Here is a 25,808-nt window from a genome sequence, read left to right on the forward strand (position 1 = left end):
TCATTTCTCCTCAATACTTAGCGGCCGGACGCCGGAAGAGGCACCAAGTCGATCCGCGACCCGCGGCGCCACAAGGTTCCAGAGTCCCGTAAGCAGGACCACCGCGGCGCTCGCGGCCAGGAACGACGCCGCGACATCGGTGGGGTAGTGGACGCCGATATACAGCCGCGACCAGGCGACGACGAGTGCCAGCGCTGCCGCACCGAAGGCGGCGATCTTGGCCCAGCGGGTTCCCCGGGCCAGGAAGTACAGCGCGAAGCCGAGTGCCACCGCAAAGGACACGTGGCCGCTGGGGAAACTGTCGGAGCCGGTTTCCGGAGCCAGGGGATCGAACAGCAGGGCGGGGTTGGGCCGCTGGCGGGCCACGATGATCTTGAAGAATTCACTCGCCACCCAGCCGGAAGTTGCCACGAGGCCGAAAGCGAGCGCCTTGACCAGGCCGCCACGGAACAACCAGATGCAGAGCGCAGCGGCGCCAATCAGCGAGAGACCTGCCACCGGGCCAAAGACGACATTCAGCGCCATCGCGACGGCGGTAAGGGCGGCGACATGGTGGTGGCTCAGGTCCTGGTCGACCCCGAGTTCGGTGGCGCTATAGCCCGGCGTCAGCTGCGCCGCCAGGCCCAGTGCCACGACGGCAGCGGACAACAGGACGCCCAGCACTAACCAGTGCCGGACCTGGGGGAGGGCCCACAACCGCGGTGCCGCGGTGGGACGGACGGCGTCGGGACGCATGGCCGGACGGCTAAGTGCTCCATCGCGGCTTGGTGCTGCATCGCGTCTAACAGGGGCGGGTCCAGTCATGGGATCCTCCGGCTCGGGACAAGCGCCCGGACAGGCGCCTGCTCCCACTCTTCCGCCAGGCTGTTAAGAAACGCTTAAGAAGTGCTGTGCCGAGGTGTCGCCAGGATGATTTTCCGCATCTCCGCTCCTGACGTTTCCTCCAGAGTACGCCGCGGCTTTGCAGGGCAGACGCACTTATTCTCGAATACGTGCCCTTGCGCGGGAAGCCGCAAGCGGGAACAATGCAGGGAACCTATGGCCCCACCGCGGTCAGTCACCTTCGGGGAAGTACGATGCCTGCGAACGATTCGAACACCAGCCCAGGGCCGGTCCGGATGCCTGAGCCGACGCCGCGCCACTACCGCTCCGGCGGGCACCGGACAAGCGACGGATCCCAGCCCGGCCCGCGGTCCCTCGCCCGGCGCGAGGGGAGGATCCGGCGGCAGTATCTGACGGCGGCCGCCGTCGCACTTGCACTTGTAGCTGCCGGCGGCGTGTATGCAGGCGTCCAGGCAGGGCTACCGGCTGACCCGCCGGCCGCTGCGGCGACGCCGTCAGCCGCCGATGCCGGCCGGACAGCTCCGACGGCATCTGACCTGCCCGCAACTGCTTCGCCCGTGGCGACCACCGTCCCGGCGCCCGCCGCGAAGCCCGCTGAGCTCCCCGCCGTGCCTGCCGTCGCGGTCCCGGCCATTGATCCCGAACTGGACAGCCAGATCAACGCGATCATCGCGGCCAACAGTGCCTATGCCCTGGGGGTGTCCTTGATCGATATCTCCGACGGCGTGGTCCACGGCTATGGGGCCCAGGACAAGTTTGTGGCCGCCAGCACGGCAAAGATCCTGGCCGCGTCGGCGTATTACCACCTCGTGGAGACCGGCCGCGCCTCGCTGACGGCCCCGATGGGCGCCTCGACGGCCGGCGCCCAGATCCGCCAGATGGTCCAGCAGAGCAACAACGATTCGTGGGCGCTGATCCTGCGGGCGGTTGGCCAGCGGGGCATCACGGATTACGCCGCGTCGATCGGGATCACCTATGACCGCACAGTGAACCTGCTGACCCCCGCAGAAATGGCCAGGACCCTCCATCTGCTCTACACGGGAAAGCTGCTCAATGCGCGCAACACCGCCCAGCTCTTGTCCTATATGCAGAACACCAACTTTGAGACACTGATCCCGCCTGCGGTTCCGCCCGGGGTAGGGATTCACCATAAGTATGGGCTGCTGTTCGGAAACCTGCATGACGCCAGTGTCCTGGACAGGGGCGGCCGGGCCTTCGTGTTCGTCGTGTACACCCGCGGCAAAAATTACTCGGATATGGGCCCCCGTACCCAGATCATTCAGCAGCTCACCCGGACTGTGACCGCCGCGTTGTTCTGAGAGTGCCATTGGTCTTCAGGACCGGGCACAGGACCTTTCGGTGGCCCTTTCGGTGGTGCCGTAGACGTCAGGGCTGACCTCATAGCCGTGACGGTCCTGCGCCAGGGCCCGCTTGTTGACGGCGGCCAGGGCAGCCGCATCCAGCGTCGTTGTGGAGTCGAGGTCCAGGACTTCCTGGCTGTCCCCACCGGAGGCCGTTACTTTGAAGTTCCCCTGTCCGGCGCGGTAGTACTTCTGCTGATGGCCGGCCGATGGCCCTTCGAGGGGGTTGAACTCGTCGATCTTCAGAATATTGGCTTTCCGGCTCACCACCTGGCCGCAGTCCAGGAAATCAATCGAGGGCGCTGACCCCTCCGTATAGGGGCCAAATCCTTTGGAGGGATGACCCAACATGGCAATGCCGGCCCGCGCCTTGTCGACCCCGGCGATGAACGTGCTGGGGGCACCGGCAAATTTGCCTGATTCAAGCTCCTCCGGGTACTCGCCCAATAGCCAGACCGCCCCCTTCCTGGTTTGGGCAAAGAAGGCCAGTTCGGATTCTTCAAGGACACCGTCGGAATAGTCGCGGTCCCACAGGACAACCGTGCGAACTCCATCCACCACCTTTGTCAGGCCCGTCACGATTGACACCACGCGGTGTGCGTGCACCTCCGGCGGGCTCGTGGTGAGGTCTGTGACGCGGCCGGTGAACTCGGATCGGGTTCCCGGTTTCATGGGTAGCCAGGTGTTATCCACCTTCGGCTCGTCCGGGAAATGTCCCGCCTTAAAGTCGGGGAGCGAGCCCGGGCCGCAGTCGGTCGCGGCGCCGGCCTGGGCGGGGCCGGTGCCGGCCTGGGCGGCGCTGGCTATGAAGAGTGACAGCGGCAATGCCACGAGAGAACTGACTACGGCAATGCTTTTGCGGATCATCGTACATTCCTCTGAGGCGTTCCTTGCTGGGTTCCTTGGGGGCCGGGACGGCCTCTGGCCGCGGTCAAACGGTCACCGGCCCGGCGGCAGCGCCTTCCCTCTCACGGGTCTTCCTGGACTTGGCGAACCGGAGATAGAGCGAGGGCACGATGAACAGATTGAGCAGGGTGGAGGTGACCAGGCCGCCCAGGATGACGACGGCCATGGGGTGTTCAATTTCATGGCCCGGGATGTTGCCCATGACAACCAGGGGTACCAGGGCCAGCGCGGTGGCCAGGGTGGTCATGAGAATCGGCGAGAGCCGCTCCGCCGCCCCGCGCATCACCAGGGCGCGGCCGAAGGTTTGGCCTTCATAGGTTTCCAGATGCTGGCAGTGGTTGATCAGCAGGATGCCGTTGCGCGCAGCGATCCCCATCACTGTGAGGAAGCCAACGAGGGACCCGAGGGACAGGACTCCGCCGGTCATGAAGGCGGCTATGACCCCGCCCACCAGGGCTACGGGCAGCGTCAGCAGCGACAGGACTGCCAGCCGCCAGCTGCGGAAGGACGCCTGCAGCAGCAGGAGAATCAGGACAAGTGCCGCCGCGGAGTAGATCATCAGGCGGTTCGTTGCCGCCTCGCGTTCGGTGTATTCGCCGAGCAGCTGCACGCTATAGCCGGTGGGGAGCTCCAGGCTCTCCAGCCGCGACTTCAACTCACCGGCCACGGTTCCCAAGTCCGCTCCGTCGGCCAGGAAGGATCCCACCTCCACACGGCGGGATCCGTTGGTGCGGTCGATCTGGTTCGGCGTCGCCTGCAGGCTCACGTCGGCGACGTCGGCGAGGCGAACCCGCGTTCCACTGGGCGTATCGATGGGCAGATCCTCGATGGCGGTGACGGATGAGCGGGTGGCCGGGGTGCTCCATACCTGGACGTCGTAGGCCCGGCCGTCCCGGAAGACGTCGCCGACTTCCTCACCTGCCACGAGTGTCGCGGCAGCACGGCGGACGTCGCCCGGTTTGAGGCCGTACTTCTGCGCCGCGGCCAGGTCAACCTTCACGGCGATCTGGGGGACTTCCACCTCGAGGGAGACATGCGGGTTTTGGGTTCCCTGGATCGAGTCCATGATTGTCTTGACCCGTTGCGCCTGTTCCCGGAGCACGTTGAGGTCGTCTCCGTAGACCCGGACCAGGATGGGCTCGCTGGCGCCAGTGATGACCTCTTCAATCCGCTCCTTAAGATAGGTCTGGACGTCACGGTGCAGCCCCGGGTAGCCTTTGACCACTTCCTCCACAGCGGCCACTGTCTCGTCGTAGTCGGCGTGGCGGTCGATGCTGATCCAGTGTTCGCCGGCATTGACACCGACGATCTCGTCGGCCGCGAATGCCTGCCCGATGTGCGTTCCGCAGTTCAGGACGCCGGGGACCTTGAGGAATTCCTCGCAGCCGCGCTGGGAGATCCTGAACTCTTCCGCGGCGGAGGTTCCCGGTTCCGAGATCCAGTGCATCAGGAAGTCCCTTTCCTTGAACGTGGGGAACAGGGACGAACCCATCAGGGGAGCCAGGACCAGGCCCACGACCGCCAGGACGCCAAAGCCTGCGTAGCCGATTCGGGGCCGGTTCATGGCCTTGGACAGGGCGGCGTGGTAGCCGCGTTTGAGCACACGGACCAGCGGCGCATCGCGTTCTTCCAGTTTGGCGTTGCCCAGCAGAATCAGGGCAAGGGCCGGCGTCACTGTCAGCGCCACGAGCATGGAGGCAAGGACAGCCAGGGTGTAGGAGACGGCCAGTGGCCGGAAGAAGACGCCGGTCAGTCCGTCCAGGAAGAAAATCGGTACAGCGGCGACCACAATGATCAGGGTCGCGTAAACGATCGGGCTCCGCATTTCGAGCGAAGCTTTCAGGACCACTGATGCCGCGGATTCGTCACTGCCCCGCGCGCGGCGCTGCCGGAGCCGGCGCATGATGTTCTCGACGTCGATGATCGCGTCATCGACCACGACGCCCACCGCAATGACCAGCCCCGCGAGGACCATCGTGTTGATCGAACTCGACGTGAAGTAGAGCACCAGTGCGGCTGTGAGCAGGGACAGCGGAATGGCGATGATGCTGATCAGGGCAGTGCGCCATTGGAACAGGAACGCGACGAGGATCATGACCACCAGCAGGCAGCCCAGCAACAGCGCGATGCTGAGATTGGAGATCGCCTCCTCAACGAAGCTGGCGGGGCGGAAGATCGTGGTGTCGAAGTTGATACCGCTCAAACCCGGCTGCAGCTCGTGGAGGGCCTCCTCCACGCCCTTGGTCACGTCCAGTGTGTTGCCCCAGGGCAGCTTCTCGACGATCAGCATGAGCCCGTGCCCGTTGTTGATCACGGCATCACCAATCAGCGGCTGATGATCCTCAACAACCTGGGCAACATCGCCCAGATGCAGCGCCACGCCGTCCTTTTCCCGAATGGTCACCTGGGCCAGATCCGCGGGAGTCTGGATCGGCTGGACGTGGCGGACCCCCATCCTCTGGCTCGGACTGTCGATGAAGCCGCCCGTGCCGATGAAGCGTCCGGGCGAGTACTTCAGCAGCCCGGCGTCGAGGGCGCCGGCGGTGACTTCCATGACCTGGTTGAGGGAGACGTTCTGGGCCTTGAGCTTGTCAGGTTCCACCTGGACCTGCAGCATCTGGAGCCGCTCGCCCCAGATGGCCACGTTGGCCACCCCGGGGACCCTCAGCAGCCGGGCCCGGATGGTCCAGTAGGACAGCATGGACATTTCGATGAGCGAATGTTCCGACGACGTCATACCGATCTTCATCACGCGGCTGGTCGCGGACAGCGGCTGCAGCATCACCGGCGGGGCCGCCCACGTGGGCAGCGCCGCGGTCACCGAAGCCATCCGTTCCGATACAAGCTGACGGGCGTTGAGCAGGTCAGTGCCCTGATGGAAGAGCAGCACGATCGAGGACAGCTGAGGTACGGACTTGGACCGTATCTCGTCCAGGCCCGGCATGCCGCTCACGGCGGCCTCGATGGGCACACTGACGAGCTCCTCGACTTCCTGGGCGGTCAATCCGAGGCATGCGGTCTGGATTTCCACGCGTGGCGGGGCGAATTCCGGGAAGACATCCACGGATGCGGCGCCCAATTGCAGGGAACCCAGCAGCATTACGGCGCACGCGAGGGCGACAACAACCGTCCTGAAACGGAGGCTGATTCCGATGAGCCAGCGCATGTCACTCGGCCGTATCGAATTCGGTGCCGAGAAGTTCCTCCGCGCCTGTCGTGACTACCACGGTCCCGGCCGGCGGTCCGTCCGTCAGGACGGCAACTTCGCCGTTGATGCGCTGGACCGTGATGGCCTGGCGGACGTAGACCCGAGGCTCAGGGTTGGTGTAGACCCACGCCTTGCCCGAGCTGTCGTACAGTATGGCCCCGTAGGGGACCGTGAGCTTCCCGGTCTGGGGATCCACTGCAATGACAGCCGTCGCGATCCCGACCCGTTCGACGGCGTGGTCGGTGAGGGTGAGCCGGTGAAGATCCGTGCCGGGGACTTCAGCGATCGCCGCCGGTTCGCCTTCGGACGGTGCGGCCTCCGGCGCCTGGGCGCAACCTGTGGCGGAGAGCGCCGTGAATACTGTCACGAACAGCGCAATGATGAAAACCGCGACCTTGTTGCCCCGCGGCGAAAGTGTCGAGTTCATGACGCATCCTGGCTTTCAGTTGATGCAGCGGCGCCCTGGCCGGTCCGCGCGCTGGGTGCTCGCTTCGGCTCGAACCGAAGCAGCACAGCGGGCACAACAAACAGGGTGAAGAAGGTTGTTGTCAGCAGGCCGCCCCAGATGATCACGGCAAGCGGCAGGATAATTTCCGTTCCAACGACGCCGCCCAGGAGGACCAGGGGCAACAGCGCCAGTGCCGTTATTACGGTCGACATCAGGACGGGTCCCAGCCTGTCCTTGGTTCCGCGGACCACCAGCGCAGGCCAGGGTGCCGAAGCATCCGTTGCCCGCAGGCTCCGAACCTGGCCTGTCAGCAGGAGGGCGCCGCGGACGGCGATTCCCAGGACTGCGGCGAAGGCGACCAGGGCGACCAGCGCGTTGACGCCGCCCGTGGCCTGGGCGGCCAGCACACCGCCGGACAGTGCCAGGATCAGGCCCAGGAAGAGCGGAGCGGCGAGCCGCCAACTCCCCGTTGCCGTTTGTAGCAGCACCAGGATGCCGGCCGCGGCAACCGCCGCGAGCAGCCAGAGCCACTGGTAATTGCTTTGCTGCTGGGCGTACTGGGTGAGGATCTCCGCGTGGTAGGACATCGGGAACTGCATCTGCTGCAGGCTCGCGTTGATGTCACGCTGGATATCGCCCAGCGGGCGTCCCTGGATCTCGGCTTTCACATCGATGCGGCGCGAAGTGTCATCGTGCAGGATCACGGACTCGTTCCCGACCATGGTCACCTGCGCGATGTCGCCGAGGCGGGCGTGCCCGCCGTTGGGGGTGTCGATGATCAGGTTGCGGACGCTGTCCAGGCTGCTGCGGGTGGCCGCGGCACCCTTCACGATGACGGAGAAGACTTTCTGCTGTTCGTAGAGGTTGCCGACTTCGATGCCCTGCAGCAGGGCGGCAGCCGCGCGGCGGACGTCGCCGGGGACGACGCCGGCCTTTTGGGCCGCGGCGAGGTCCACCTTGACTTCGGCGATCGGCTGTTCGGCGGGCAGGTCGACGTGGGCATTAGCCACTCCGGCCGTGTGCTCCAGGATTGTTTGGACCTCCGCCGCCTTCTGCCGCAGGATCGTCGGGTCGAGTCCGAAGACCCGGACGGCAAAGCCGCTGTCGGCTTCTTCCCGGATCTGGTCGATGCGTTCCTGCGGATAGGTGGAGACTTTGCTGGTCAGGCCCGCGTAGCCGGCAATCACGCGGTCGACGGCGGTGGCCGTGTCGGCGTATGACGCGTCGGGGGCCACCGTCACCCAGAGCTCGCCGGAGCTGACGTCGCCGACCTGATCGGAGGTGATCGCGCGCCCGATGTGTCCTCCAACGTTGGCGACCCCCGGCACCGCGCGCAGTTCGTCGGCTGCCGCCTCGGTGATGCGGCTCATTTCCTGGTCCGAGGTGCCGGCTATCGCGCTCCAGTGCACCACCAGCGTCTTGTCCGCCAGGACGGGCACCACGGGATGGGTCCCGGCCAACTGGGGTGCGAGCGCCAGCCCGGCCAGCGCCACAACCGCGGCGGCGGCGAATACCCACCGGGTTTTCCCGGCCAAACGCTTCACGTACCGGCCGTAAGCGCCTTCAAGCCGCCTGAGGGACCGTCGCTCCGGGGCCTTGGAAGCGGCAGGAAGGACGAACGCGAGGGCAGCCGTGACGGTGATGGCGACGATCATCGAGACAACCAGTGCGATCAGGTAGCTCTGGACCAGGGGTCCGAACAGGGCACCGTTCTCACCCGGGATGAACAGCGCGGGCGTGAGGGCCAACGCCATGATCAGCAGTGAGTAGAGCATTGGCGTGCGGACTGCCCGCAGGGCGCCCGGGATCACTGAATCGCGCGGCTTCCCATCTTGTGCCGGCGTGGACTCCGTCCCGCCGTCGGCAGTTTCGGGCCGGGTTCTGGTCTCTTCCCGCCGTGCCCGGGCGATGCCGCTGAGGTCTTCCGCGACGTCTCCCACGATGACCGCCAGGGCCAGCACCAGGCCGGCCATGACCATGGTGTTCATCCCGGTGCCGCGCCAATCGAGCACCAGCGCCGCCGCGGTCAGCGACACCGGGATCGTAATGAGGCTGATCACGGCGGTGCGCCAGGAGCGGAAGAAGGCCCCAAACAAGGCGACAATGAGCAGCAGCGTCACCAGCAGGGCGGCGCCGAGCGTCCCGGTCTCTTCGTCGATAAAGGACGCCTGCCGGTAGACACTGGTATCGATCGCGACCCCGGGCAGGCCGGGCTGGAGTGCGTGCAGGGCCTCGTCAACGCCCCGGGTCACGTCCATCGTGTTGGTCTCCGGGAATTTCTCGATGACCAGCAGCAACTCGGCTTCCTTGCTCAGCAGGGCGTCGCCGATCAGCGGCTGGTGGTCTGTTGACACCGTGGCCACGTCTTTGAGCAGGAGATGGCCCGCCGGGCCCTCGATGGGGACCTGGCCCAGATCCTCCGGGGTGGTGATCGGCAGGACGTGCTGGACGCCGATCCGCTGGTGGCCCGTCTCGAAGAAGCCGCCGGTGCCGGGCGTGGAAGCCTCCAGGTAGCTCAGCGGCGAGACCCACACGGAGTTGCCGGTCGTCTTGATGATTTCGTCCAGCGTGACGCCCTTGGCTTCGAGCTTCGCCGGATCCACCAGGACTTGAAGCTGCTGGTCGCGCTGGCCCCAGATCGCCACGTTGGCGACGCCTGGCACGGCCAGGAGCCCGGGCTTCATGGTCCAGCGGGCCAGGACGGACATGTCGATGGCCGACATGTCCTTGGAGGTCAGCCGGATCATCATGACCCGGCTGGTCGAGGACAGCGGCTGCATCAGCACCGGCGCCGCCGAAACATTGGGCAGTGCGCGTGCCTGGGTCAGCCGTTCCGAAACCAGTTGGCGTGCGCGGAAGAGGTCGGTCCCCGGCTTGAATACCATCTGTATCGAGGACAGGCCCGGCACGGATTTGGACCTGATGGCCTCCACCCAGGCGACCCCGTTGAGCAGGTCGGCTTCCATGGGTGAGGTGATGAGCTGCTCAACCTCGGCGGCAGAGAGTCCCAGGGCTTCGGTCTGGATCTCCACTTGGGGCGGGGCAAATTCCGGGAAGGCGTCCACGGACATGCTCGGCAGGCTGGTGAGCCCGAGGGCCAGAATTCCCGCGGCCGCTGCCAGGACCAGGATCCGGAACTGCAGAACCCACCGGATTATTGCGCCCATCATGGCCGGTACCCCGCAGGTTCCACCGTGTTGCTTGGGCCCGCAGAACTGCGGCCATCGCGTCGGCGTCGCCGGTGGCCCGGGCCGACGGGCCCGGAATGTGAGGAGAGCGGGCGACGTGGTCCGGCGGTTGAACCGAACTCGGGGAAAAGGGTGCTGAATGCTTTTATTGCTGTGAAAAATGCCCGGTTGGTGTTCACGGCACGGCTCCTCAATCCAAGGCCATGGCGCCCCCCACCGTCAAGAGTCATAATGATCTTCGGGCACACAGGCGTCAATAGAGATACAGGTGATCGCCATGAAAGCAGTCGCAGGGGACCGCATCGTCATCCGGGGACACACGGTCGAATCCACGGACCGGCACGGCCAAATCCTTGAAGTGAGGGGGGTCGATGGTGCGCCGCCCTACCTCGTCAGGTTTGACGACGGCCACGAGACGATCATGTTCCCCGGTGGTGATTTCGTCGTCGAACGGCCCGGGAGCGGGCCCTAGGAGTACGGCCCTGGCGTCCCGGCCCTAGAAACTTGAGGAGCTCCCGGAGCCGGAGAAGCTGCCGCCGCTGGACCCGTACCCGGTGGTGGTGCCTCCGCTGCGCGCGCTGCTGACGCTGCTGACGCCGGTGTCGAAACCGGTGTTGAAGCTCGGGACCGAGAAGAAGTAGTAGGACGGGTACACCGTTCCGAGGATGCTCGGCTCGTACGTGCGACCGTATTTTGCCTTGGTTCCCGCCTGCGCGCTGTCCATTTCCTCGCGCATGAGCCCGGCTTCCTTCTCATTGCGGGCAAAGGCGTGGATCAGGGTGTCGGCGTGATTTTTCAACAGCTCCGAGAGGTGGGTCCGGGCGTCACGCAACCGGTCCAGCGCCGTTTCGGGTGTGATTGAGCCGTCCGCCAGTTCCGCCGACCAGCGCTCCAGGTCACGCTGGCTTTCATCGCGGAAGGCCCGCAGTGCCGCCGCCGTCGCTGAGGTTCCCTCGGCGCGGCGCCGGCTGAGCAGGTTTTCCACGCCGTCCAGGTCGCTGCGGAACGGCGCGAGCTGGCGGTCCCAGGCAGCAGGCCAGGACGAGCCTCGGTTGAGCAGGGCATTGGTATCGGCGATCACGTCGTCCAGCGCGTCGAGTTCGGCCGCGGCGTCGGCGTAACTCCGGACCAGTTTGAGGTTGGGCCGGCGGCTCAGGTCCCGGCTGCTGAGGGCGTGTACCTGGTTGGAAAGTTCGGTGGCTGTACCGTAGCGGTTCACGAACGTGCGGTGTTTTTCCAGCACCGTGCTCCCGTATCGGGACGACTCGGGAATGGTGCTGGCGTTGAGCTCGGTGACCTGCAGGTCCATGCTGACGTTGGCGTAGCTGGCGTCGCCCCGGGCCAGTTCCTTCCGGCTGGAGAGCCGGGTCCGCCACCGCACGACCAGCCACGCCGCGGCGCCGCAGACTGCGGCGGCCACTGCCGTCCAGGCCGTGACGAGGAAAGCTGTGGAACGGTACCACGGCTGGTTGATGAGTTCGGCGCCGCGGCGGATCCCGGCAATCGTGCCGTCGGTCCATTGCGCATCCCGGAGCAGCTCCTTGGCGGCGTTCTGGATGTCCTCGCGCTGTCCGGGCGGGACCTTCCGGTCCTCACCCATGTACGTCCCCACATGGCGGCCCACCGGATCGAGGGCGAAGATGAACAGACCGTCCGCCCACTTCTGCCCGTCGGCGCTGATCCATTCGGGATGTTCAGCGCGGGCGAACCGCAGGACTTCCTCGTTCAGGTTGTCCGCCGAAGTGCCGTTGTACGTGTAGATCGCAACTTTGGTGGGCTCATAAAAGTCGGTGGACTGTACCGCCGGCAGCAGCGTCCGCTGGTCCAAAACCCCGGCGCGGTCTTCAACCACGACGGCGGTCGGCGTCGTGGCGAGCGCCGCGGGAGCCCCGCCGAGAAGGCCGGCCATCAGCACAACCACAGCGGCGAGGGCCTTGCGCATGAATCCCATTTTCCGAGCGTAGTGGCTGGCTTCGGCTGCGCAAACAGATGGACTCTGGTCAGGCAATTGCGGGGGCGCTAATCTCATTCCGTGCCGGCTCCCCGGCCGGCCACACCAATGGAGAAATCAGGGATGCACCATGGCTGGCAAGTATGAGGTCTACAAGGATAAATCGGGCGGCTTCCGGTTCCGGCTCAAGGCCTCCAATGGCGAGGTGATCGCCTCCTCGCAGAGCTACAAGACCAAGGCGAGCGCCTTGGGTGGCGTCGAGTCCGTTAAGAAGAACGCGGACTCGCCGGTGGTCGATCTGACGGAAGCGGCAGCCGAGACGGGATGAAACCGCAGGTCAGGTGTCCAGTTGCGGCTGCCACCGCCTAGGATTACGGCATGTCAACCTATGAAGTAACCCGCAGCGCAGTCATTCCTGCACCGGCCCAGGACATTTTTCCGCTGGTCAACAGCTTCCACGAATGGACCAAGTGGTCCCCCTGGGAGGCCGTGGATCCCGCCATGGAACGGAGTTACTCCGGCAGCGAATCCGGCGTCGGCGCCAAGTACGCCTGGAGCGGGAACCGCAAGGCCGGCTCCGGCACCATGGAAATTGTCGATACCGCTGAGCCGCGCAACATCAAGATCCGCCTGGAGTTCACCAAGCCTTTCAAAGCGGTCAACCCCACCTCCTTCACGTTCACGCCCTCCGGTGACGGCACTCAGGTCACCTGGACGATGACCGGGGAGAACAAGGGCATGGGCAAGATCTTCGCCCTGTTCATGAACATGGACAAGATGGTCGGCGCAGACTTCGAAAAGGGCCTGGCCTCGCTGGCCGGCGCCGTCGCACAGCGAGAGGCCTGAGCAGGGACGGGGCCGGGCCGTCCTGCGACGAATCGTAATTCCCGGTACGTTGGCCGGTGAATTGCGGCAGTTCAGGACGGCCCGGCGGTCCGGACAAGTTCGGGATGATGAATCCGGGCGACCTCGGGGTGGGCCCGCAGCCAGCCTTTGAGCACGTTGGCGCCGTAGGACGCGAGCATCGGATTGTCCGGATCATCAGTGACCCCCCGGGTCCGGGCGGCGAGTGCTGGCGGAAGCGGCACCGGCCCAATGACGGCGTCAAGCCGGGGCGAGAAGAAGAAGGGGACGGTGTAGCGGTCGACGCCGGGCGGGGGCGCCTCGACGCGGTGGATGGTGGCGGCCAGGTAGCCCTGGGTTGCGACTTCGAGCATTTCGCCGAGGTTGACCACCAACGCTCCCGGATTCGGTTCCACCGGAATCCAGCTGTCGCTGCCCGGCGGGAGTACCTGCAGGCCGCCGACCTGATCCTGGAGCAGCAAGGTGACGAAGCCATAGTCCGCATGCGCGCCGACACCCTGCGGGCCGGCATCCGCGACGACGCCGCCGACATAGTGGACTAACTTGGCCATCCAGGCCGGTGAGTCCCGGAACGGTTCGTCGAAGTATCCTTCCGGCAGTTCCAGCGACACGGCGATGGCGCTGAGCAATTCTGCCCCGACGCGGGACATCCGCTCCGCCCAGGCCATGCACACGGTGCGCAGCTCGGGCAACGCCCGGTCCGGCAGCAAGTTCGGCCCCTGGACCAGCCAGTATGGCTGATCCGGCGGGTAGTGCTTGACGGCGGGACGCTCGGGTCCAAAATCGAGCTGCTCGCGGGCGTCCGGACGCCCCTGGGTGATTTCGTGGCCCAGCCGCGTGTAACCGCGGAAATGGGGCGAGAGCCGGTTATCCAGTTCTAGTCTTGCCTCAAGGGGGAGCTCGAAGAACCGCCGCGTGACCTCGAAGAGTTCGTCCACCTCGGCGGCAGAGGCTCCGTAACCCGTCAGCTGGAAGAAGCCCACCCGGTGCGTGGCGTCGCGCAGGGCATCAATAAACGCCGGGTCAAAGGTGCCGTCCTGACCCCTGGCGGTGCTCAGGTCGAGGAGCGGAATTGAATCCGATGGTGCGCTCATGAGTGCAAAGTACCACCACCGCTGTCACTACTGAACTCATTCCCAGCAACCGTGCAGACACCTCGCAGGCATTCTTGACCGCGGTGTGAAAGAGTGCAACCACTGGAGCCGCCATTGCCACGCTGATCGGTCAATCAGAAAGCCGGAATCCATGAGCCGGAAAGCCACGAAAAGTCATCGACGAATCGCCGCGCGATTGCTTATTGCAGCAGTCCTCGTGGTGTCGGCTGCGGCGTGCGAGCCTGCGCCGCCGGGCGGCAGCCCTTCTCCCACTGCCGGGGGCACGGCCACCGCCCGGGCCGGGTCGAAGCCGGGGCACGTGTTCGTGATCAATCTGGAGAACAAGGGCTACGACAAGGTGTGGGGTGCCGGCTCTGAGGCTCCGTACCTGTCCCAGACGCTTCGCAGCCAGGGCGTCCTGCTTTCCAAGTACTACGGGATCGCGCACAACTCGAACCCGAACTACTTGGCCCAGATCTCCGGGCAGCAGTCCAACGCCATGACCCGCGACGACTGCCCCACCTACGCCCCGTTCGAGCTAACGGGGACGGCCTCGCTCGGCCAGGCGGAGGGCGCCGGCTGTGTCTATCCGGCGTCGGTCCCCACTGTCGCCGGGCAGCTCAGCGCCGCCGGCAAGACCTGGAAGGGCTACATGGAAGACATGGGCACGCCGTGCCGTCATCCCGAGCTTGGCGGGAAGGACGGCAGCCAGGGCGCCAAGGTTGGCGACCAATACGCAACGCGGCACAACCCGTTCGTGTACTTCGAGGCCATCACCTCGTCACCGGACTGCCAGAGCAACGTGGTGGACTTCGGGGAACTCCGCGGCGACCTCCAGTCGGTGGCCACCACGCCGAACTTGTCCTACATTTCGCCCAATCTCTGCAATGACGGCCACGACAACCCCTGTGTCGATGGCAGCGCGGGGGGACTGGCCGCCGCCGACAGCTGGTTGAGCCAGCAGGTCCCGGCAATCCTGGCCTCCCCGGCCTTCCAGCAGGACGGGATGCTCGTCATCACCTTCGACGAATCCGAAGGTAAGACTGTGGGGCCGTCGGGGCTGCTTCCCGGAGGGACAGCCGGCGGCAGGATTGGTGCACTGGTCCTCTCGCCGTTCACCGCGGGCGGCACGACGTCGGACCGGGCCTACAACCACTTCAGCCTCCTGGCGAGCATCGAAGACGCCTTCTCCCTCCCGCGCCTCGGGTATGCCGGGGCGCCGGGCCTGAACAGCTTCGGCGAGGACGTCTTCAACGCGGGCTCCTAGGGGCGCCCCCGGCCGCCGGGACCGACCCGGCAGGAGCAGCCGCTAGCTGGCCGCGTGCTCCGCACCGTTGCCGTTACCGTTGCTGTCCTGGCCGTATTCGGCCGAGATCAGGATGGGGAGGTGATCTGAGGCGCCACGGGGCAGAGTCTCGACGCTTTCGATCTCCAGCCCCTGGGACGTGGCAAAGTCGAAATGGCCCTTGAAGACCTTGTACCGGGTGTAGGTCCGGCGGTCACTCATCGTCAGGTCGTAGCCGGCGTCCTTCATCTTCGCTGTCAGGGACTTGGTGAAGAACGGATAGTTGAAGTCACCCACCATCAGCGACATCAGGCCGCCGCCCATGCTGAGCAGCTCGGCGTGGGCGGCATGGATTTGGTTCCGCCGCAGGGAGTTCGACGCCGTCAGCGGTGCCGCGTGGAAGGAAGCGATGACGAGCTCGTGGTCGGTCTCGTTGTCGGTCACGCGCGTGCCGATGAGCCGCTCGTGCGCCGGGGAGAGGACGCGGTCGTGGAGGGACTTCTTTAAGGCGAACGTCTGGGTGTCGTAGGCCGTGAAGCGGTCCTTGCGGTAGTAGATCGCCAGGCCCAGCCGGTTGCCCTTGGTGGCATCGGCCAGGTGCAGATCCCCGATGGTTTCCGGCAGATCGTCCGTGTCGCACTCCTGGAGGCACAAAGCGTCAATCTCGAAATCGCGGGCCAGATCGACCAGCTCGCCGCTGGCGTTGTGCTTGCGGAGGTTGTAGCTGATGACTCTAATCAGGGGGAGCACCTCTTCGGATGATAGTTGCGGACGCTGTGACCGAGTCTACCCAGTCAGGCTGGCCGAACCCTGACCATTGACACGGCCGCCGCCGCCGGCGTCGGGGTCTGCCGCGCGTTCGGGCCCCGGTGACTGCAGCGCCGGTAACTGCAGCGCCGGGCGGTGGGCGCTTGAGGCGATAGGGTGGTGGAATTCTCCGATGGAAGCTGCGAAAGGTCGACGTTGACTGCTGAACTCCCTGTTCTGGCCAAGGGCGATTTCTACTATGAGGTTCTGGGGGAAGGGCGGTTCCGCTCGACTATTCACTCCCAGGGCGCGTGGAACGAACACGAGCAGCACATGGCCCCCGCGTCCGGGATCATGGCCGACGCACTGGCCAGGCATGAGCCCCGCGAGGACATGCGCATGGCGCGGCTCAGCTACGAAATCCTCGGGCTCATCCCCGGCGGCGAGTTCGAGGTCGTGACCTCCACCCTGCGCCCGGGCCGGACCATCGAGCTGGTGCAGGCCGAGCTCGTAGCCGGCGGCCGCACGGCCATCCGAGCCACGGCCTGGCGGATGATCACCTCGGACACGTCCGCCATCGCGGCTTTCGAGGATCCCCGGATTCCCGCGCCGGAGGACTGCGAACCGTACGACGCCGCAAGTATCTGGCCCGGCGGCTACATCGCCTCACTGCACATGCGGATCGCCGAGGGCCACCGGGCGGGCTCGGGAACAGTCTGGCTCCGCACTGACTACCCGCTGACCGACCAGGCAGACAGCGGCGACCTCGCCCGGCTGATCGGCCTGGTGGACACGGCCAACGGAATCGCCGCCCGGGTCCCGCCGGGCAAGGGCAGCTACGCCTTCCCCAACCTGGACCTGCAGATCCACATGTACCGGCAGCCGGAAGGGGAGTGGCTGGGGCTGGACAACGAGGTCTCGTTCGGCACGGACGGGATCGGGCTGACCTCCACGGTGCTGCATGACCTCACGGGTCCGTTCGGCCGCGCGGAACAGATCCTGACGCTGCGCAAGTCCTAGTTCGTGTGGAAGGCCTAGTTCGTGTGGAAGACGAGCCAGCCGGCCAGCGTGGCCAGTGCCGTCAACACGGCACCCCAGAGGATGTCGACCACGATCAGTTGCCACGGCCACGTCTTGAGCGTGGCGGCATTTGTCAGGTCATAGGTGGCATAGCCAAACACGCCCAACGCGGCACCATAGCCCGCAGCGCTGAGCCAGCTGCCGCCGTCGAGCGCTGGCGTCAGGGCAAAGAACACGATCCCGGCAATGTAGGTCACGTAGAACACCACCGCGTACCCTAGATTGGGCTTGTCGGCCATCAGGTCACCAATCTGGCGGCGGTAGAACGGGTTCATCGTCTTGAGCCAGATGGCGTCGACGACGGCGAACGCGGCKGCTACGACGAGGAATTGCAGAATGACCATAAGGGAGCATAACAACATGCCGCAGGCGCCAGCCGGGCCCCGGACACTGACGGTGGTGCGGCAGCAGGAATCCCTCGGCGCCGCCGCCGACCTCGACTTCGCGCTCGGGCTCCTCCAGAAGGTCAAGACCGGCGCGTTGGGCCCCACCCTGCGGCTGTACCGGCCGGTTCCCACGGTCGCTTTCGGCCAGCGCGACACGCACCTGCCCGGTTTCGAGGCCGCGGCGGCAGCCTGCCGGCAGCTGGGCTTCGAGCCGCTGGTCAGGAAGGCCGGAGGCCGCGCGGCGGCGTATCACGAGCGGACGCTCGTCATCGACCACCTGGAGCCCGATGCGGATGCGATTGCCGGGGCCAAGGAGCGGTTCTCGCGCTTTGGCGAACTGCTCGCCGGGGCCCTGCGCGACGCCGGCGTGCATGCCGGCGTCGGTGAGATCCCGGGGGAGTACTGCCCGGGCGAGTTCAGCGTGCACGGCAGCGACCCGGAGATCCCGGAGCACCGGATCAAGCTGGTAGGCACCGCCCAGCGGGTGGTCGCCGGCGGCTGGCTCTTCAGCTCCGTGATCGTGGTGGCGGACTCCGCCCCGATCCGCGCGGTCCTGGAGGCCAGTTACGCCGCCCTCGGCCTCGAATGGGATCCGGCGACGGCGGGCGCGGCCGATGACCTCGTGCCGGGCCTCGACGTCGACGCTGTGGAGGCTGCGGTGATCGCCGCCTACGGCCGCTACGCCCCGCTCAGTTACGCGGAGTTCCCGAGCCTGCTCTGACTCTGGGTACGGCCCTTAACCGGACGACGGCGTTGCGCCAGTGGTGCCAAGGACGCTGCCCAGGTTGCGGTACTTCGCCAGCCGCCGGGGGAGCAGTTCGTTGACTCCGGCGCCGGTGAGCGTGGCTAGTTCGTACTCGATGGCGCGGCCGAGGCGCCGGCAGAAGGCCTGCGCCTCGTCGGCGGCATCGGGGCGTTCGTCCACGATGTGCTCCACGAGTCCGTTGGCGTGCAGGGCTGCGACGTTGACGCCTTGGGCCTCGGACATGGCCGGGGCGAAATCAGTGTTCCGGTGGACGATGGCGCTGGCGCCTTCGGGCGGCAAAGGAGACAGCCAGGCGTGCTGGGCCGCGATGGTACGGTCCGCGGGCAGGAGGGCCAGTGCCCCGCCGCCGGCCCCCTGTCCCAGCAGCACGGACACCGTGGGTGCGTTGAGCCCGATGAGGTCGTGCAGGGAGCGGGCAATCTCCCCGGCCAGGCCGCCTTCCTCGGCCTCTTGGGACAGTGCGGCGCCGGCGGTGTCGATGATGGTGACAAGCGGCAGCCCGAGTTCCTCGGCGAGGCGCATGCCGCGCCGGGCCTCCCGGAGGGACGCCGGCCCCATCGCCGTCTGTCCCAATGCCGCCTGTCCCATGCCCGTCGGCCGCGTCGGCATGGGCCGGGTGTGGCCGATGACCACGCAGGATTGCCGGCCGAAACGGGCCAGGGCCAGCTGAAGGCCGGGGTCCTTTTCGCCCTGGCCGGTGCCGTAGAGCGGGAGCACGTCCCGGGCCCCATGCGTCAGCAGCTGCCGGGCATCCGGCCGGCGGGGATCGCGTGAGATGCCGATCGATTCCCAGGCGCCGGCGCCCGAGGGCTTCACGGACAGCGTTGAGGGCGCGGCGACCGACGGGTGGGGGCCGGTGACCAGGATGCCCAAGGCGCGGTGGACGACGTCGGACAGCTGCCAGGGCGGGACCACCGCGTCAATCAGCCCTTTGTCGAAGAGGTTCTCGGCCGTCTGGACGTTCTCCGGAAACGGGGTGCCGTGGAGAGCCTCGTAGACCCGGGGTCCGAGGAAGCCGAGCAGGGCTCCGGGCTCGGCGGCGGTGATGTGGCCGAGGGATCCCCACGAGGCCATGACCCCTCCCGTCGTGGGATGCCGCAGGTAGACCAGGTAGGGCAGCCCGGCCTTCCGGTGAGTGCGGACCGCGGCGCTGATCTTGACCATGGAGAGGAACGCGACGGTTCCTTCCTGCATGCGGGTCCCTCCCGAGGCAGGACCGGCGAGGAGGGGCAAGCCTTCGCGGGTGGCGCGTTCGACGGCGGTCACGATCCGTTCCGCGGCGGCCTGGCCGATGGAGCCGGCGAGGAACCGGAACTCGCTGATGATGACGGCGACCCGGCGGCCGCGGATGAGGCCCTCGCCGGTGAGGACGGATTCGTCCACGCCGGTCTTGGCCCGGGCGGCGGCCAGTTCCTGCCGGTACTCGGGGCCCGGATCAGGGTCCAGCACGGGTAAGTCCCAGCTTCGGTAGGACCCGGGGTCGAGCACCGCGGCGATGAGTTCGGTGGCGTTCAGGTGCCTGACCTTCTGCCGGGTCAGCATGCCGGGTGACCGTCCTGGCTTGTGCCGGTGGCCGTGTCGGCTCCGGTGGCGGCTGTCAGCCCCAGCCATGTCCGGATCTGCTCCCCGTGTTGGTCCAGCAGGGGCGGGGCGGTGTGGGACTTGAGCGTGGTTTCAGCGGTGCCGGCGGCGCCGAAGAACCGCAGCGGGGGGCCCGGCAGGCTCACGGTGCCGAGGATTTTGTGCTCGACGTCGATCACGAGCCCCTGCGAGTGGACCTGGTCCCATTCGTAGACTTCGTCCAGGGTCCTGACCTTGCCGGCCGGGATGCCGGCGTCGTTGAGTTTGGTGAGCAGCGGCTCCGCCTCGAAATCGGAGAACACCCGCTCCACCTCTTCGATGACTTTCTCGCGGTGGCGCACCCGGTCCGCGTTGGTGGCGAATTCCGGCCGCGCGGCGTCGATCCCGAATGTCGACGCGAACGTGCGCCAGAGCTTCTCGCTGCCCACGCTGATCTGGACCCTGCCCTGCCGGCAGTGGAACAGTCCGTAGGGGGCGATGGACGGGTGGTGGTTGCCCTGGGCCTTCGGAACTTCGCCCGCAACGGTGGCCCGGGTGCCCTGGAAGGCGTGGACCCCGATCAGCGCCGCGAGCAAAGACGTGCGGACAATCTGGCCCTGGCCGGTGCGCTCACGCTGGAGCAGCGCGGCCAGGGTGCCGAAGGCCCCGTACATGCCGGAGAGGAGGTCGGCGATGGGGACCCCGACCCGTTGCGGATCGTCCGGCCCGGACCCGGTCAGGGACATCAGCCCGGCCTCGCCCTGCAGGATCTGGTCGTACCCGCTGCGCCGGGATTCGGGCCCGTCGTGTCCGAATCCGGTGATGGAGAGGACCACGAGCGCCGGATTCAGGGCATGCATCTCCGCTGCCGAGAACCCGAGCCGGTCCAGGACGCCGGGACGGAAGTTCTCGATCACCACATCGGCGCGCTCCAGCAGCCCGCGCAGAACTGCCCGGCCGTCGTCGCTCTTCAAGTCCAGGGCAATGGACTCCTTGTTGCGATTGCAGGACAGGAAGTACGTGGCCTGCGGATCATCCTCCGGGCCCACGAACGGCGGGCCCCAGCCGCGGGTATCGTCTCCGGTGCCGGGGTTCTCCACTTTGATCACCCGCGCGCCGAGGTCGGCCAGCATCATCCCGGCGTGCGGGCCGGCCAGGGCGCGGCTGAGGTCCACTACGAGATACCCGGTCAGGGGGCCCTCAGCGTCGGGCGTGGGTTCGGTGCTCATTGGCGTGTTCCTTCTCTGGTCGGTCTTCGGGGGCGGCTGCAGGTGTGCTTGCGCGGTGGGTTGTTTTGCCGGCTACATCCAGCGGTCACATCCAGCCGGGTACCACCATGACCAGCCAGGCGATGGCCGGCCCGACGGCGACGACGATGCCGCTGTACGCCAGGATCTGCTTGTAGAACCTGTCCTTGTCCACGTCCTCCGGCGCGTTGGCCAGGACCAGAGCGCCGTTGGTGGAGAACGGGGACACATCCACGATCGTGGAGGCCACGGCCAGGGCGGCGATGACGCCGACGGCGCCGACCTCGCCGGTGGCCAGGAACGGCACCGCCAGTGGAATGAGGGCCGCGAGGATGGCGGTGGAGGAGGCGAAGGCCGAGACGATGGCGCCGATGTAGCAGATCAGCAGGGCGGCGAGCAGGGGCATGCCAAGATCCGCCACTCCGCCGGACACGAATGCGATGGTGCCGGCTTCTTCGAGGACGCCCACGAAGGTGAGCATGCCGCAGATGAGCAGGACGGTGGACCAGCTGATCTTGTTGACGGCGCCCCTCTGCGCTGCGGGGGACACGAGGGCGAGGACTATTGCGATGGTGATCGAAACGAAGCCGACGTCCACCTTGAATCCGAGCGAGATGACGGCCAGGGCGATCAGGCCAAGGATGGTGACGAGCTGGGGAATGGACGCACGGGCGCCATTGGCCGGAGGTGCGCCGGCCGCGGCGGAGCCGGCTGCCGAGGATAGACGGGAGCCGCCCGAGGTGCCCTTGGCCGAGACACCGGCGGCGGAGATGTCGGAGCCGGAGCCCTGCAGCGTGACGCTGGCCGCGCGGGCACCCACGCTGACGGACATGCGCTTTTCGGCGGCCTGTTCGACCAGCCGACCGCCCGGGGTGGAGAGCAGCTTGCCGCCGCCGAGGACGATAAACAGCACCAGCGCGATGGCCAGGTTGAAGAGGAAACTGGCCAGGAAGATCGCCATGGGGCTGGCATCCAGCTCCGTCTTGGCAATGATGCTGTTGACGGTGACGCCATAGACGGCGATGGGGGAGAAGCCGCCGGCCTGCGCGCCGTGGACCACCATCATGCCCATCATGAGCGGATTGATTTTGTGCTTGGCGGCGAAGCTCAGGGCGATCGGGGCGATGATGGCCACGGCGGCCGGAGAGAGCGCGCCGACGGCGGTAATCACGGCGGTGATGGCGAACATGACCCACGGGATCAGGGCAACCTTGCTGCCGACCAGCCGAACAGCGCCCCGGACAAGCAGGTCGATGGTGCCGTTGTTCTGCGCGATGGCGAAGAGGTAGGTGACCCCGACGATGGTCAGGAACAGGCCGCCGGGGAAGTTGGCCAGGATGTCGTTGGTTGACATCCCCAGCACCACGGAGCCAAGCAGGAAGGCCCCCACAAAGGCCAAGGCCCCCATGTTGAGCGGCAACACCGTGGCCAGAAGGAACATCACCGCCAGGATGATGATGGACAGGACAGGAGCGGACATCGTTGTTCCTCCGGATCGAAGTGGCTGACAAATTGGCTTAGTGGCCTAGCCTCCTAGACACTAGGTGTCTATGTCAATAGTTCTCCGGTAGTCTTGGGGTTCAGGACAGGCTGGAAGGACGCGTATGGCAAGGCAGGCGGCAACGCATCAGATTTCCCGTGTTTCGCGGCCCCGGCTCTACGAGCAGCTGGTGGAGCAGATCATGGACTTCATCGAGTCCGCCGAGCTGGGTCCCGGCGACACGCTGCCGGCTGAACGGGAGCTTGCCGAGCGGTTGGGGGTTTCGCGGGCAACCCTGGCGCAGGCGCTGGTGGCCCTCGAAGTGCTCGGCGTGATCGACGTCCAGCACGGCACCGGAGCGGTGCTGGTCTACCGGCCCAACGTTCCGTCCGTGATCAAGGGCCTCCGCGAGCACCGCAGCAGGCTGCCCGAGATCGTTGAGGCGCGGAGCACATTGGAGGTCAAGCTTGCCGCGCTCGCCGCCGCCCGGCGCACCGAACAGGACATGAACGCCATCGATCGCGCCCTGGAAGCCATGGCGGAGGAAGTCGCCTCGGGAGACCGGGGTGCACGCGGCGACGAGCAGTTCCACCAGGCCGTAACCGCCGCGGCCCACTCGGCAGTTCTGGCCCAGCTGATGACCTTCATTGCCGGCATGGTCCTGGAAACACGGCTCGAATCCCTCGGACAGCCCGGCCGGCCGGAGCAGTCGCTCGCCTCCCACCGCAGGATCGCCGACGCCATCAGGACCCGGGACTCGGCGGCCGCCGCCTCGGCGATGCTCGAGCACATTGAACTTGTCTCCGACGTTGCCCTGCTGAAAAACGGTTAAACACGCATGAATGTGAACCTCTCCTTCGAGCCGCCGTGTGGCCCGATCACCGGATGGCGCGACGGCGCCGTCGTGCGTGCCACCGGCATTCCCTACGCCACCGCGGAGCGCTTTCAGCCGCCGGTGCCGGCCGCCGACTGGTCCGAAGTGCTGGCGGCGACCTCCCTGTCCCCGGCGTGCCCGCAGGCCCCGGTGCCCTTCCTCGACGACGTGCTCGGCACCCGCTACGGCGAACTTCCAGGCAGCGAGGATTGCCAGCGCCTGTCCATCACTGTGCCGGCGGACCTCGACGGCGGTGAGCGGCTGCCGGTGATGGTGTGGCTGCACGGCGGGTCCTACACGTCCGGCTCGGGGGATCTGGCCATTTTCGACCCGGCGGCGCTGGTTGCCGAAACCCGCGTGATTGTCGTTTCGGTGACCTACCGGCTTGGCCTCTTCGGATATTTGTCCACCAGCACCGGCCGGCCGGCCAATCTGGGCCTGCTGGACCAGATCGAGGCGTTCCGGTGGGTGCAGCGCAACATCGCCTCCTTCGGCGGCGATCCCGGCAGGGTCACCGCGTTCGGGCAATCCGCCGGGGGCGACGCCGTCGCGCACCTCATGGCGACGCCTGACGCGGCGTCGCTGTTCCAGCGGGCCATCATTCAAAGTGCCCCGCTGGGCATTACCCGCGGGCGGGAGAGGATGAACGCCGCCATGGGTGTGGCCGCGGAGGCGGTCACCGCCGCGACCCCGGCGATGGACGTCGTCGCCCTCGAAGAGGACGTCGCGCGGGCGGCGAGGAAGTTCGGGCTGATGGCTGCCATGCCGTTCGGGATCCAGTACGGGCACGCACCTCTGCCCGAGGAATCCGGGCTTGACCGGGCCTGGAATGCCGCCGCCCCGGGGATCGACATCCTGATCGGCCACACAGCGGAGGAAGCCCGGCTGTTTCTGCCGCGAAGCCCGCACCTGAGCCGCGTGGCGAGGATTCCGGTGGTCGGCAGCGCCGTGCTCAAGGCAGTCACGTGGGTGGTCACGGAAATGGTGTACGGCAAAGCGGCCAGGCGGTTTGCCAGGCGGCATGTGCGTGCGGGCGGGCGGGCCCACAGCTACCTGCTGTCCTGGCGCGCACCGGGAAACCTCTACGGCGCCGCGCACACGGTTGACCTGCCCCTGCTGTTCGGCCACCGGGGCACTTGGGAGGGTGCCGGCCTGCTGGCGGGGGCCACTTGGGACGAGATCAATGCCCACGGCCGGGCGATGCGGGCACTGTGGGCACGGTTCGCGTACGGGGAAGGCCTCGGGTCACGGGGCGAGATTCCCGGCTCGCTCCGCTACCGCTCGGTCTGATTCGGCTAGAACAGAAGGGCAGCGATCACCCAGAGGAGCGCCGCGATGCCGACGGCGATCACAGGGCGGTTCCACGTTGTGGTCACCGTTCCGCCGGAGGAGTGGAGTCCGGCTGCGAGGGCGTCATGCCATGCCTTCGCGATCTCGTCCCGGCCGGTGGTCACCGCCGGCTGTCGGATGCGCTCATTGCTTGGGAGCATGCTGTGCGGCCGGCTTTTCAGATCACTGACATGCTCAAAGCCGGAACCGAAACTGCTGGGCGGGGTGGGAGCGCCCCAGCTCACGTACTTCTTGCCGGCGGCCCTGACAGCGAGGGCATAGCGGATCTCGATGTCCTCGACCGTATCGAAGGGTATCCGGTGGTCGCGGAGCCCGTTGACCAGCTCAAACCCGTCGCCCTCAACGCGGAGGCACGGCCGCCACTGGGCTGCATAGACGAACCAGGACACCAGAACCAGCCAGGGTGCGGCGTCCATCACGGCCCTGGTTTCTCCGCTGGCCGCCAGCCAGTACAGTGTGCCGGCAGCGCCGGCCCAAACGGTTGCGGCCACGGGCCGGCCCGACGCCGAGCGGTGCGTTCTGGCTCGCCGCGCGGACCGCTGAGTGGACGCTGAGCTGTCCGCCTGCGACGAGTGCACGTTCTCTTTTGACGCTTTCAATGGTCCCCCTCCATCGCCCGAGCCGTCGTCGGGATGGGAGAAATGTATCGCACGCAGTGTCCGGCTCGATGGTCAAGGGTGAAACCCGGATACTCGGGAAAGTCGCCAACACGATCGGCCGTGAAGCCAAGAGCCTCGTAAAAGCCGATGGCGGAGGGACTTGCCTGCCAGTCCAGGATCATCGGCACCGGCCGGGCCCGTGACCAGTCGAAGATGAAGTTCATGAGGGCCCGGCCGGTGCCGCCCAGACGCGTTTCAGGATCGACAAAGACGTCGTGGACCCGGCCCGTGGTGAAGGTAGCGCGCAGCCCTGGCCCGAAGTCCTGTGCCAGGCCGTAGCCGATCAGCCTGGTGCGTTCCTGTGCCACAGGGAGGCACCATGAGGCGTTGGCCACGATCTGGGCGAAACGGCTATGGAAGACCTCCGGCGGAACGTCCTGCGCGGCCGGGGTGAATGCAATGGACAGCCGGCGCACCCCGGCCGCGTCCTCCGGCCTGGCTGCGCGCACCACCGGCCCCTCAGGTGTCACGGTCCGTCCTTCCGTTGAACCACCGCCGCCATTTGATCAAT

Annotated in this window: 23 protein-coding genes; 9 read left to right on the top strand and 14 right to left on the bottom strand. The window is 66.7% G+C overall.

Going from position 1 to position 25,808, the window contains the following annotated elements; all coding sequences use genetic code 11:
* Nucleotides 1–735, bottom strand: a complete 735-nt coding sequence (locus AC1DZQ_RS06730) for a phosphatase PAP2 family protein (RefSeq protein WP_476962778.1) — start codon at nucleotides 733–735, stop codon at nucleotides 1–3.
* Nucleotides 736–1,076: 341 nt separating this feature from the next.
* On the opposite strand from AC1DZQ_RS06730, the gene AC1DZQ_RS06735 reads away from it, so the two are divergent.
* On the top strand, nucleotides 1,077–2,162 hold the full coding sequence (locus tag AC1DZQ_RS06735; RefSeq protein ID WP_476962779.1) for a serine hydrolase: 1,086 nt from the start codon (nucleotides 1,077–1,079) through the stop codon (nucleotides 2,160–2,162).
* Nucleotides 2,163–2,177: 15 nt separating this feature from the next.
* Here the strand turns inward: AC1DZQ_RS06735 and AC1DZQ_RS06740 are convergent, their stop codons facing one another.
* The 4 genes from AC1DZQ_RS06740 to AC1DZQ_RS06755 all read right to left on the bottom strand — a co-directional run bounded on the left by AC1DZQ_RS06740 (nucleotide 2,178) and on the right by AC1DZQ_RS06755 (nucleotide 9,936).
* Nucleotides 2,178–3,071 carry a hypothetical protein gene (locus tag AC1DZQ_RS06740; protein ID WP_476962780.1) on the bottom strand — a complete coding sequence of 298 codons (894 nt, stop codon included), beginning with the start codon at nucleotides 3,069–3,071 and terminating at the stop codon, nucleotides 2,178–2,180.
* Nucleotides 3,072–3,135: 64 nt separating this feature from the next.
* Nucleotides 3,136–6,276 carry an efflux RND transporter permease subunit gene (locus AC1DZQ_RS06745; RefSeq protein ID WP_476962781.1) on the bottom strand — a complete coding sequence of 1,047 codons (3,141 nt, stop codon included), beginning with the start codon at nucleotides 6,274–6,276 and terminating at the stop codon, nucleotides 3,136–3,138.
* 1 nt (nucleotide 6,277) lies between these two features.
* Nucleotides 6,278–6,745: a hypothetical protein gene (locus tag AC1DZQ_RS06750; protein WP_476962782.1), complete on the bottom strand. Its 468-nt coding sequence runs from the start codon at nucleotides 6,743–6,745 to the stop codon at nucleotides 6,278–6,280.
* Nucleotides 6,742–9,936: an efflux RND transporter permease subunit gene (locus tag AC1DZQ_RS06755; protein ID WP_476962783.1), complete on the bottom strand. Its 3,195-nt coding sequence runs from the start codon at nucleotides 9,934–9,936 to the stop codon at nucleotides 6,742–6,744. Before AC1DZQ_RS06755 ends, AC1DZQ_RS06750 begins: the two co-directional genes overlap by 4 nt.
* 295 nt (nucleotides 9,937–10,231) lie before the next feature.
* Between AC1DZQ_RS06755 and AC1DZQ_RS06760 the strand changes: the two genes are divergently transcribed.
* On the top strand, nucleotides 10,232–10,426 hold the full coding sequence (locus AC1DZQ_RS06760) for a DUF1918 domain-containing protein (protein WP_476962784.1): 195 nt from the start codon (nucleotides 10,232–10,234) through the stop codon (nucleotides 10,424–10,426).
* 24 nt (nucleotides 10,427–10,450) lie between these two features.
* Here the strand turns inward: AC1DZQ_RS06760 and AC1DZQ_RS06765 are convergent, their stop codons facing one another.
* Complete coding sequence (locus tag AC1DZQ_RS06765) at nucleotides 10,451–11,905, bottom strand: DUF5129 domain-containing protein (RefSeq protein ID WP_476962785.1); 1,455 nt, start codon at nucleotides 11,903–11,905, stop codon at nucleotides 10,451–10,453.
* 130 nt (nucleotides 11,906–12,035) lie between these two features.
* Here AC1DZQ_RS06765 and AC1DZQ_RS06770 point away from each other — a divergent pair, with 130 nt between their 5' ends.
* Both AC1DZQ_RS06770 and AC1DZQ_RS06775 read left to right on the top strand, forming a co-directional pair.
* Nucleotides 12,036–12,233, top strand: a complete 198-nt coding sequence (locus AC1DZQ_RS06770; RefSeq protein WP_476962786.1) for a YegP family protein — start codon at nucleotides 12,036–12,038, stop codon at nucleotides 12,231–12,233.
* A 50-nt stretch (nucleotides 12,234–12,283) separates the two neighbouring features.
* The gene (locus AC1DZQ_RS06775; RefSeq protein WP_476962787.1) at nucleotides 12,284–12,751 is read left to right on the top strand and encodes an SRPBCC family protein; all 468 of its coding nucleotides are present in this window, start codon (nucleotides 12,284–12,286) and stop codon (nucleotides 12,749–12,751) included.
* Nucleotides 12,752–12,822: 71 nt separating this feature from the next.
* Here the strand turns inward: AC1DZQ_RS06775 and AC1DZQ_RS06780 are convergent, their stop codons facing one another.
* On the bottom strand, nucleotides 12,823–13,863 hold the full coding sequence (locus AC1DZQ_RS06780) for an isopenicillin N synthase family dioxygenase (RefSeq protein WP_476962788.1): 1,041 nt from the start codon (nucleotides 13,861–13,863) through the stop codon (nucleotides 12,823–12,825).
* A gap of 196 nt (nucleotides 13,864–14,059) precedes the next feature.
* Here AC1DZQ_RS06780 and AC1DZQ_RS06785 point away from each other — a divergent pair, with 196 nt between their 5' ends.
* The gene (locus AC1DZQ_RS06785) at nucleotides 14,060–15,130 is read left to right on the top strand and encodes an alkaline phosphatase family protein (RefSeq protein ID WP_476962789.1); all 1,071 of its coding nucleotides are present in this window, start codon (nucleotides 14,060–14,062) and stop codon (nucleotides 15,128–15,130) included.
* A gap of 42 nt (nucleotides 15,131–15,172) precedes the next feature.
* Here the strand turns inward: AC1DZQ_RS06785 and AC1DZQ_RS06790 are convergent, their stop codons facing one another.
* A complete protein-coding gene (locus AC1DZQ_RS06790) occupies nucleotides 15,173–15,886 on the bottom strand; it encodes an endonuclease/exonuclease/phosphatase family protein (protein ID WP_476962835.1) in 714 nt (237 codons plus the stop codon).
* A 225-nt stretch (nucleotides 15,887–16,111) separates the two neighbouring features.
* On the opposite strand from AC1DZQ_RS06790, the gene AC1DZQ_RS06795 reads away from it, so the two are divergent.
* A complete protein-coding gene (locus AC1DZQ_RS06795) occupies nucleotides 16,112–16,915 on the top strand; it encodes a thioesterase family protein (protein ID WP_476962790.1) in 804 nt (267 codons plus the stop codon).
* 14 nt (nucleotides 16,916–16,929) lie between these two features.
* Here the strand turns inward: AC1DZQ_RS06795 and AC1DZQ_RS06800 are convergent, their stop codons facing one another.
* Entirely contained in the window at nucleotides 16,930–17,319 is a 390-nt protein-coding gene (locus tag AC1DZQ_RS06800; protein ID WP_476962791.1) for a DUF2177 family protein, read from the bottom strand.
* Between the two features lie 16 nt (nucleotides 17,320–17,335).
* Here AC1DZQ_RS06800 and AC1DZQ_RS06805 point away from each other — a divergent pair, with 16 nt between their 5' ends.
* Nucleotides 17,336–18,082, top strand: coding sequence for a lipoate--protein ligase family protein (locus tag AC1DZQ_RS06805; RefSeq protein ID WP_476962792.1), 747 nt, complete (start codon nucleotides 17,336–17,338; stop codon nucleotides 18,080–18,082).
* A 15-nt stretch (nucleotides 18,083–18,097) separates the two neighbouring features.
* On the opposite strand, the gene AC1DZQ_RS06810 is transcribed toward AC1DZQ_RS06805, so the two are convergent.
* From AC1DZQ_RS06810 to AC1DZQ_RS06820, 3 genes are all read right to left on the bottom strand, one after another.
* Complete coding sequence (locus AC1DZQ_RS06810; protein ID WP_476962793.1) at nucleotides 18,098–19,669, bottom strand: carboxyl transferase domain-containing protein; 1,572 nt, start codon at nucleotides 19,667–19,669, stop codon at nucleotides 18,098–18,100.
* A complete protein-coding gene (locus AC1DZQ_RS06815; protein ID WP_476962794.1) occupies nucleotides 19,663–20,916 on the bottom strand; it encodes a CaiB/BaiF CoA transferase family protein in 1,254 nt (417 codons plus the stop codon). Before AC1DZQ_RS06815 ends, AC1DZQ_RS06810 begins: the two co-directional genes overlap by 7 nt.
* 85 nt (nucleotides 20,917–21,001) lie before the next feature.
* Nucleotides 21,002–22,414, bottom strand: coding sequence for an SLC13 family permease (locus AC1DZQ_RS06820; RefSeq protein ID WP_476962795.1), 1,413 nt, complete (start codon nucleotides 22,412–22,414; stop codon nucleotides 21,002–21,004).
* A gap of 124 nt (nucleotides 22,415–22,538) precedes the next feature.
* On the opposite strand from AC1DZQ_RS06820, the gene AC1DZQ_RS06825 reads away from it, so the two are divergent.
* Both AC1DZQ_RS06825 and AC1DZQ_RS06830 read left to right on the top strand, forming a co-directional pair.
* Nucleotides 22,539–23,246, top strand: a complete 708-nt coding sequence (locus tag AC1DZQ_RS06825) for a FadR/GntR family transcriptional regulator (protein ID WP_476962796.1) — start codon at nucleotides 22,539–22,541, stop codon at nucleotides 23,244–23,246.
* Nucleotides 23,247–23,252: 6 nt separating this feature from the next.
* The gene (locus AC1DZQ_RS06830) at nucleotides 23,253–24,578 is read left to right on the top strand and encodes a carboxylesterase family protein (protein ID WP_476962797.1); all 1,326 of its coding nucleotides are present in this window, start codon (nucleotides 23,253–23,255) and stop codon (nucleotides 24,576–24,578) included.
* Nucleotides 24,579–24,583: 5 nt separating this feature from the next.
* Here the strand turns inward: AC1DZQ_RS06830 and AC1DZQ_RS06835 are convergent, their stop codons facing one another.
* Both AC1DZQ_RS06835 and AC1DZQ_RS06840 read right to left on the bottom strand, forming a co-directional pair.
* Nucleotides 24,584–25,129, bottom strand: coding sequence for a hypothetical protein (locus AC1DZQ_RS06835; protein ID WP_476962798.1), 546 nt, complete (start codon nucleotides 25,127–25,129; stop codon nucleotides 24,584–24,586).
* Between the two features lie 104 nt (nucleotides 25,130–25,233).
* A complete protein-coding gene (locus AC1DZQ_RS06840; RefSeq protein WP_476962799.1) occupies nucleotides 25,234–25,767 on the bottom strand; it encodes an N-acetyltransferase family protein in 534 nt (177 codons plus the stop codon).
* Between the last annotated feature and the right edge of the window lie 41 nt (nucleotides 25,768–25,808).

Source organism: Arthrobacter sp. P1_C12_2 (genome assembly GCF_056406415.1).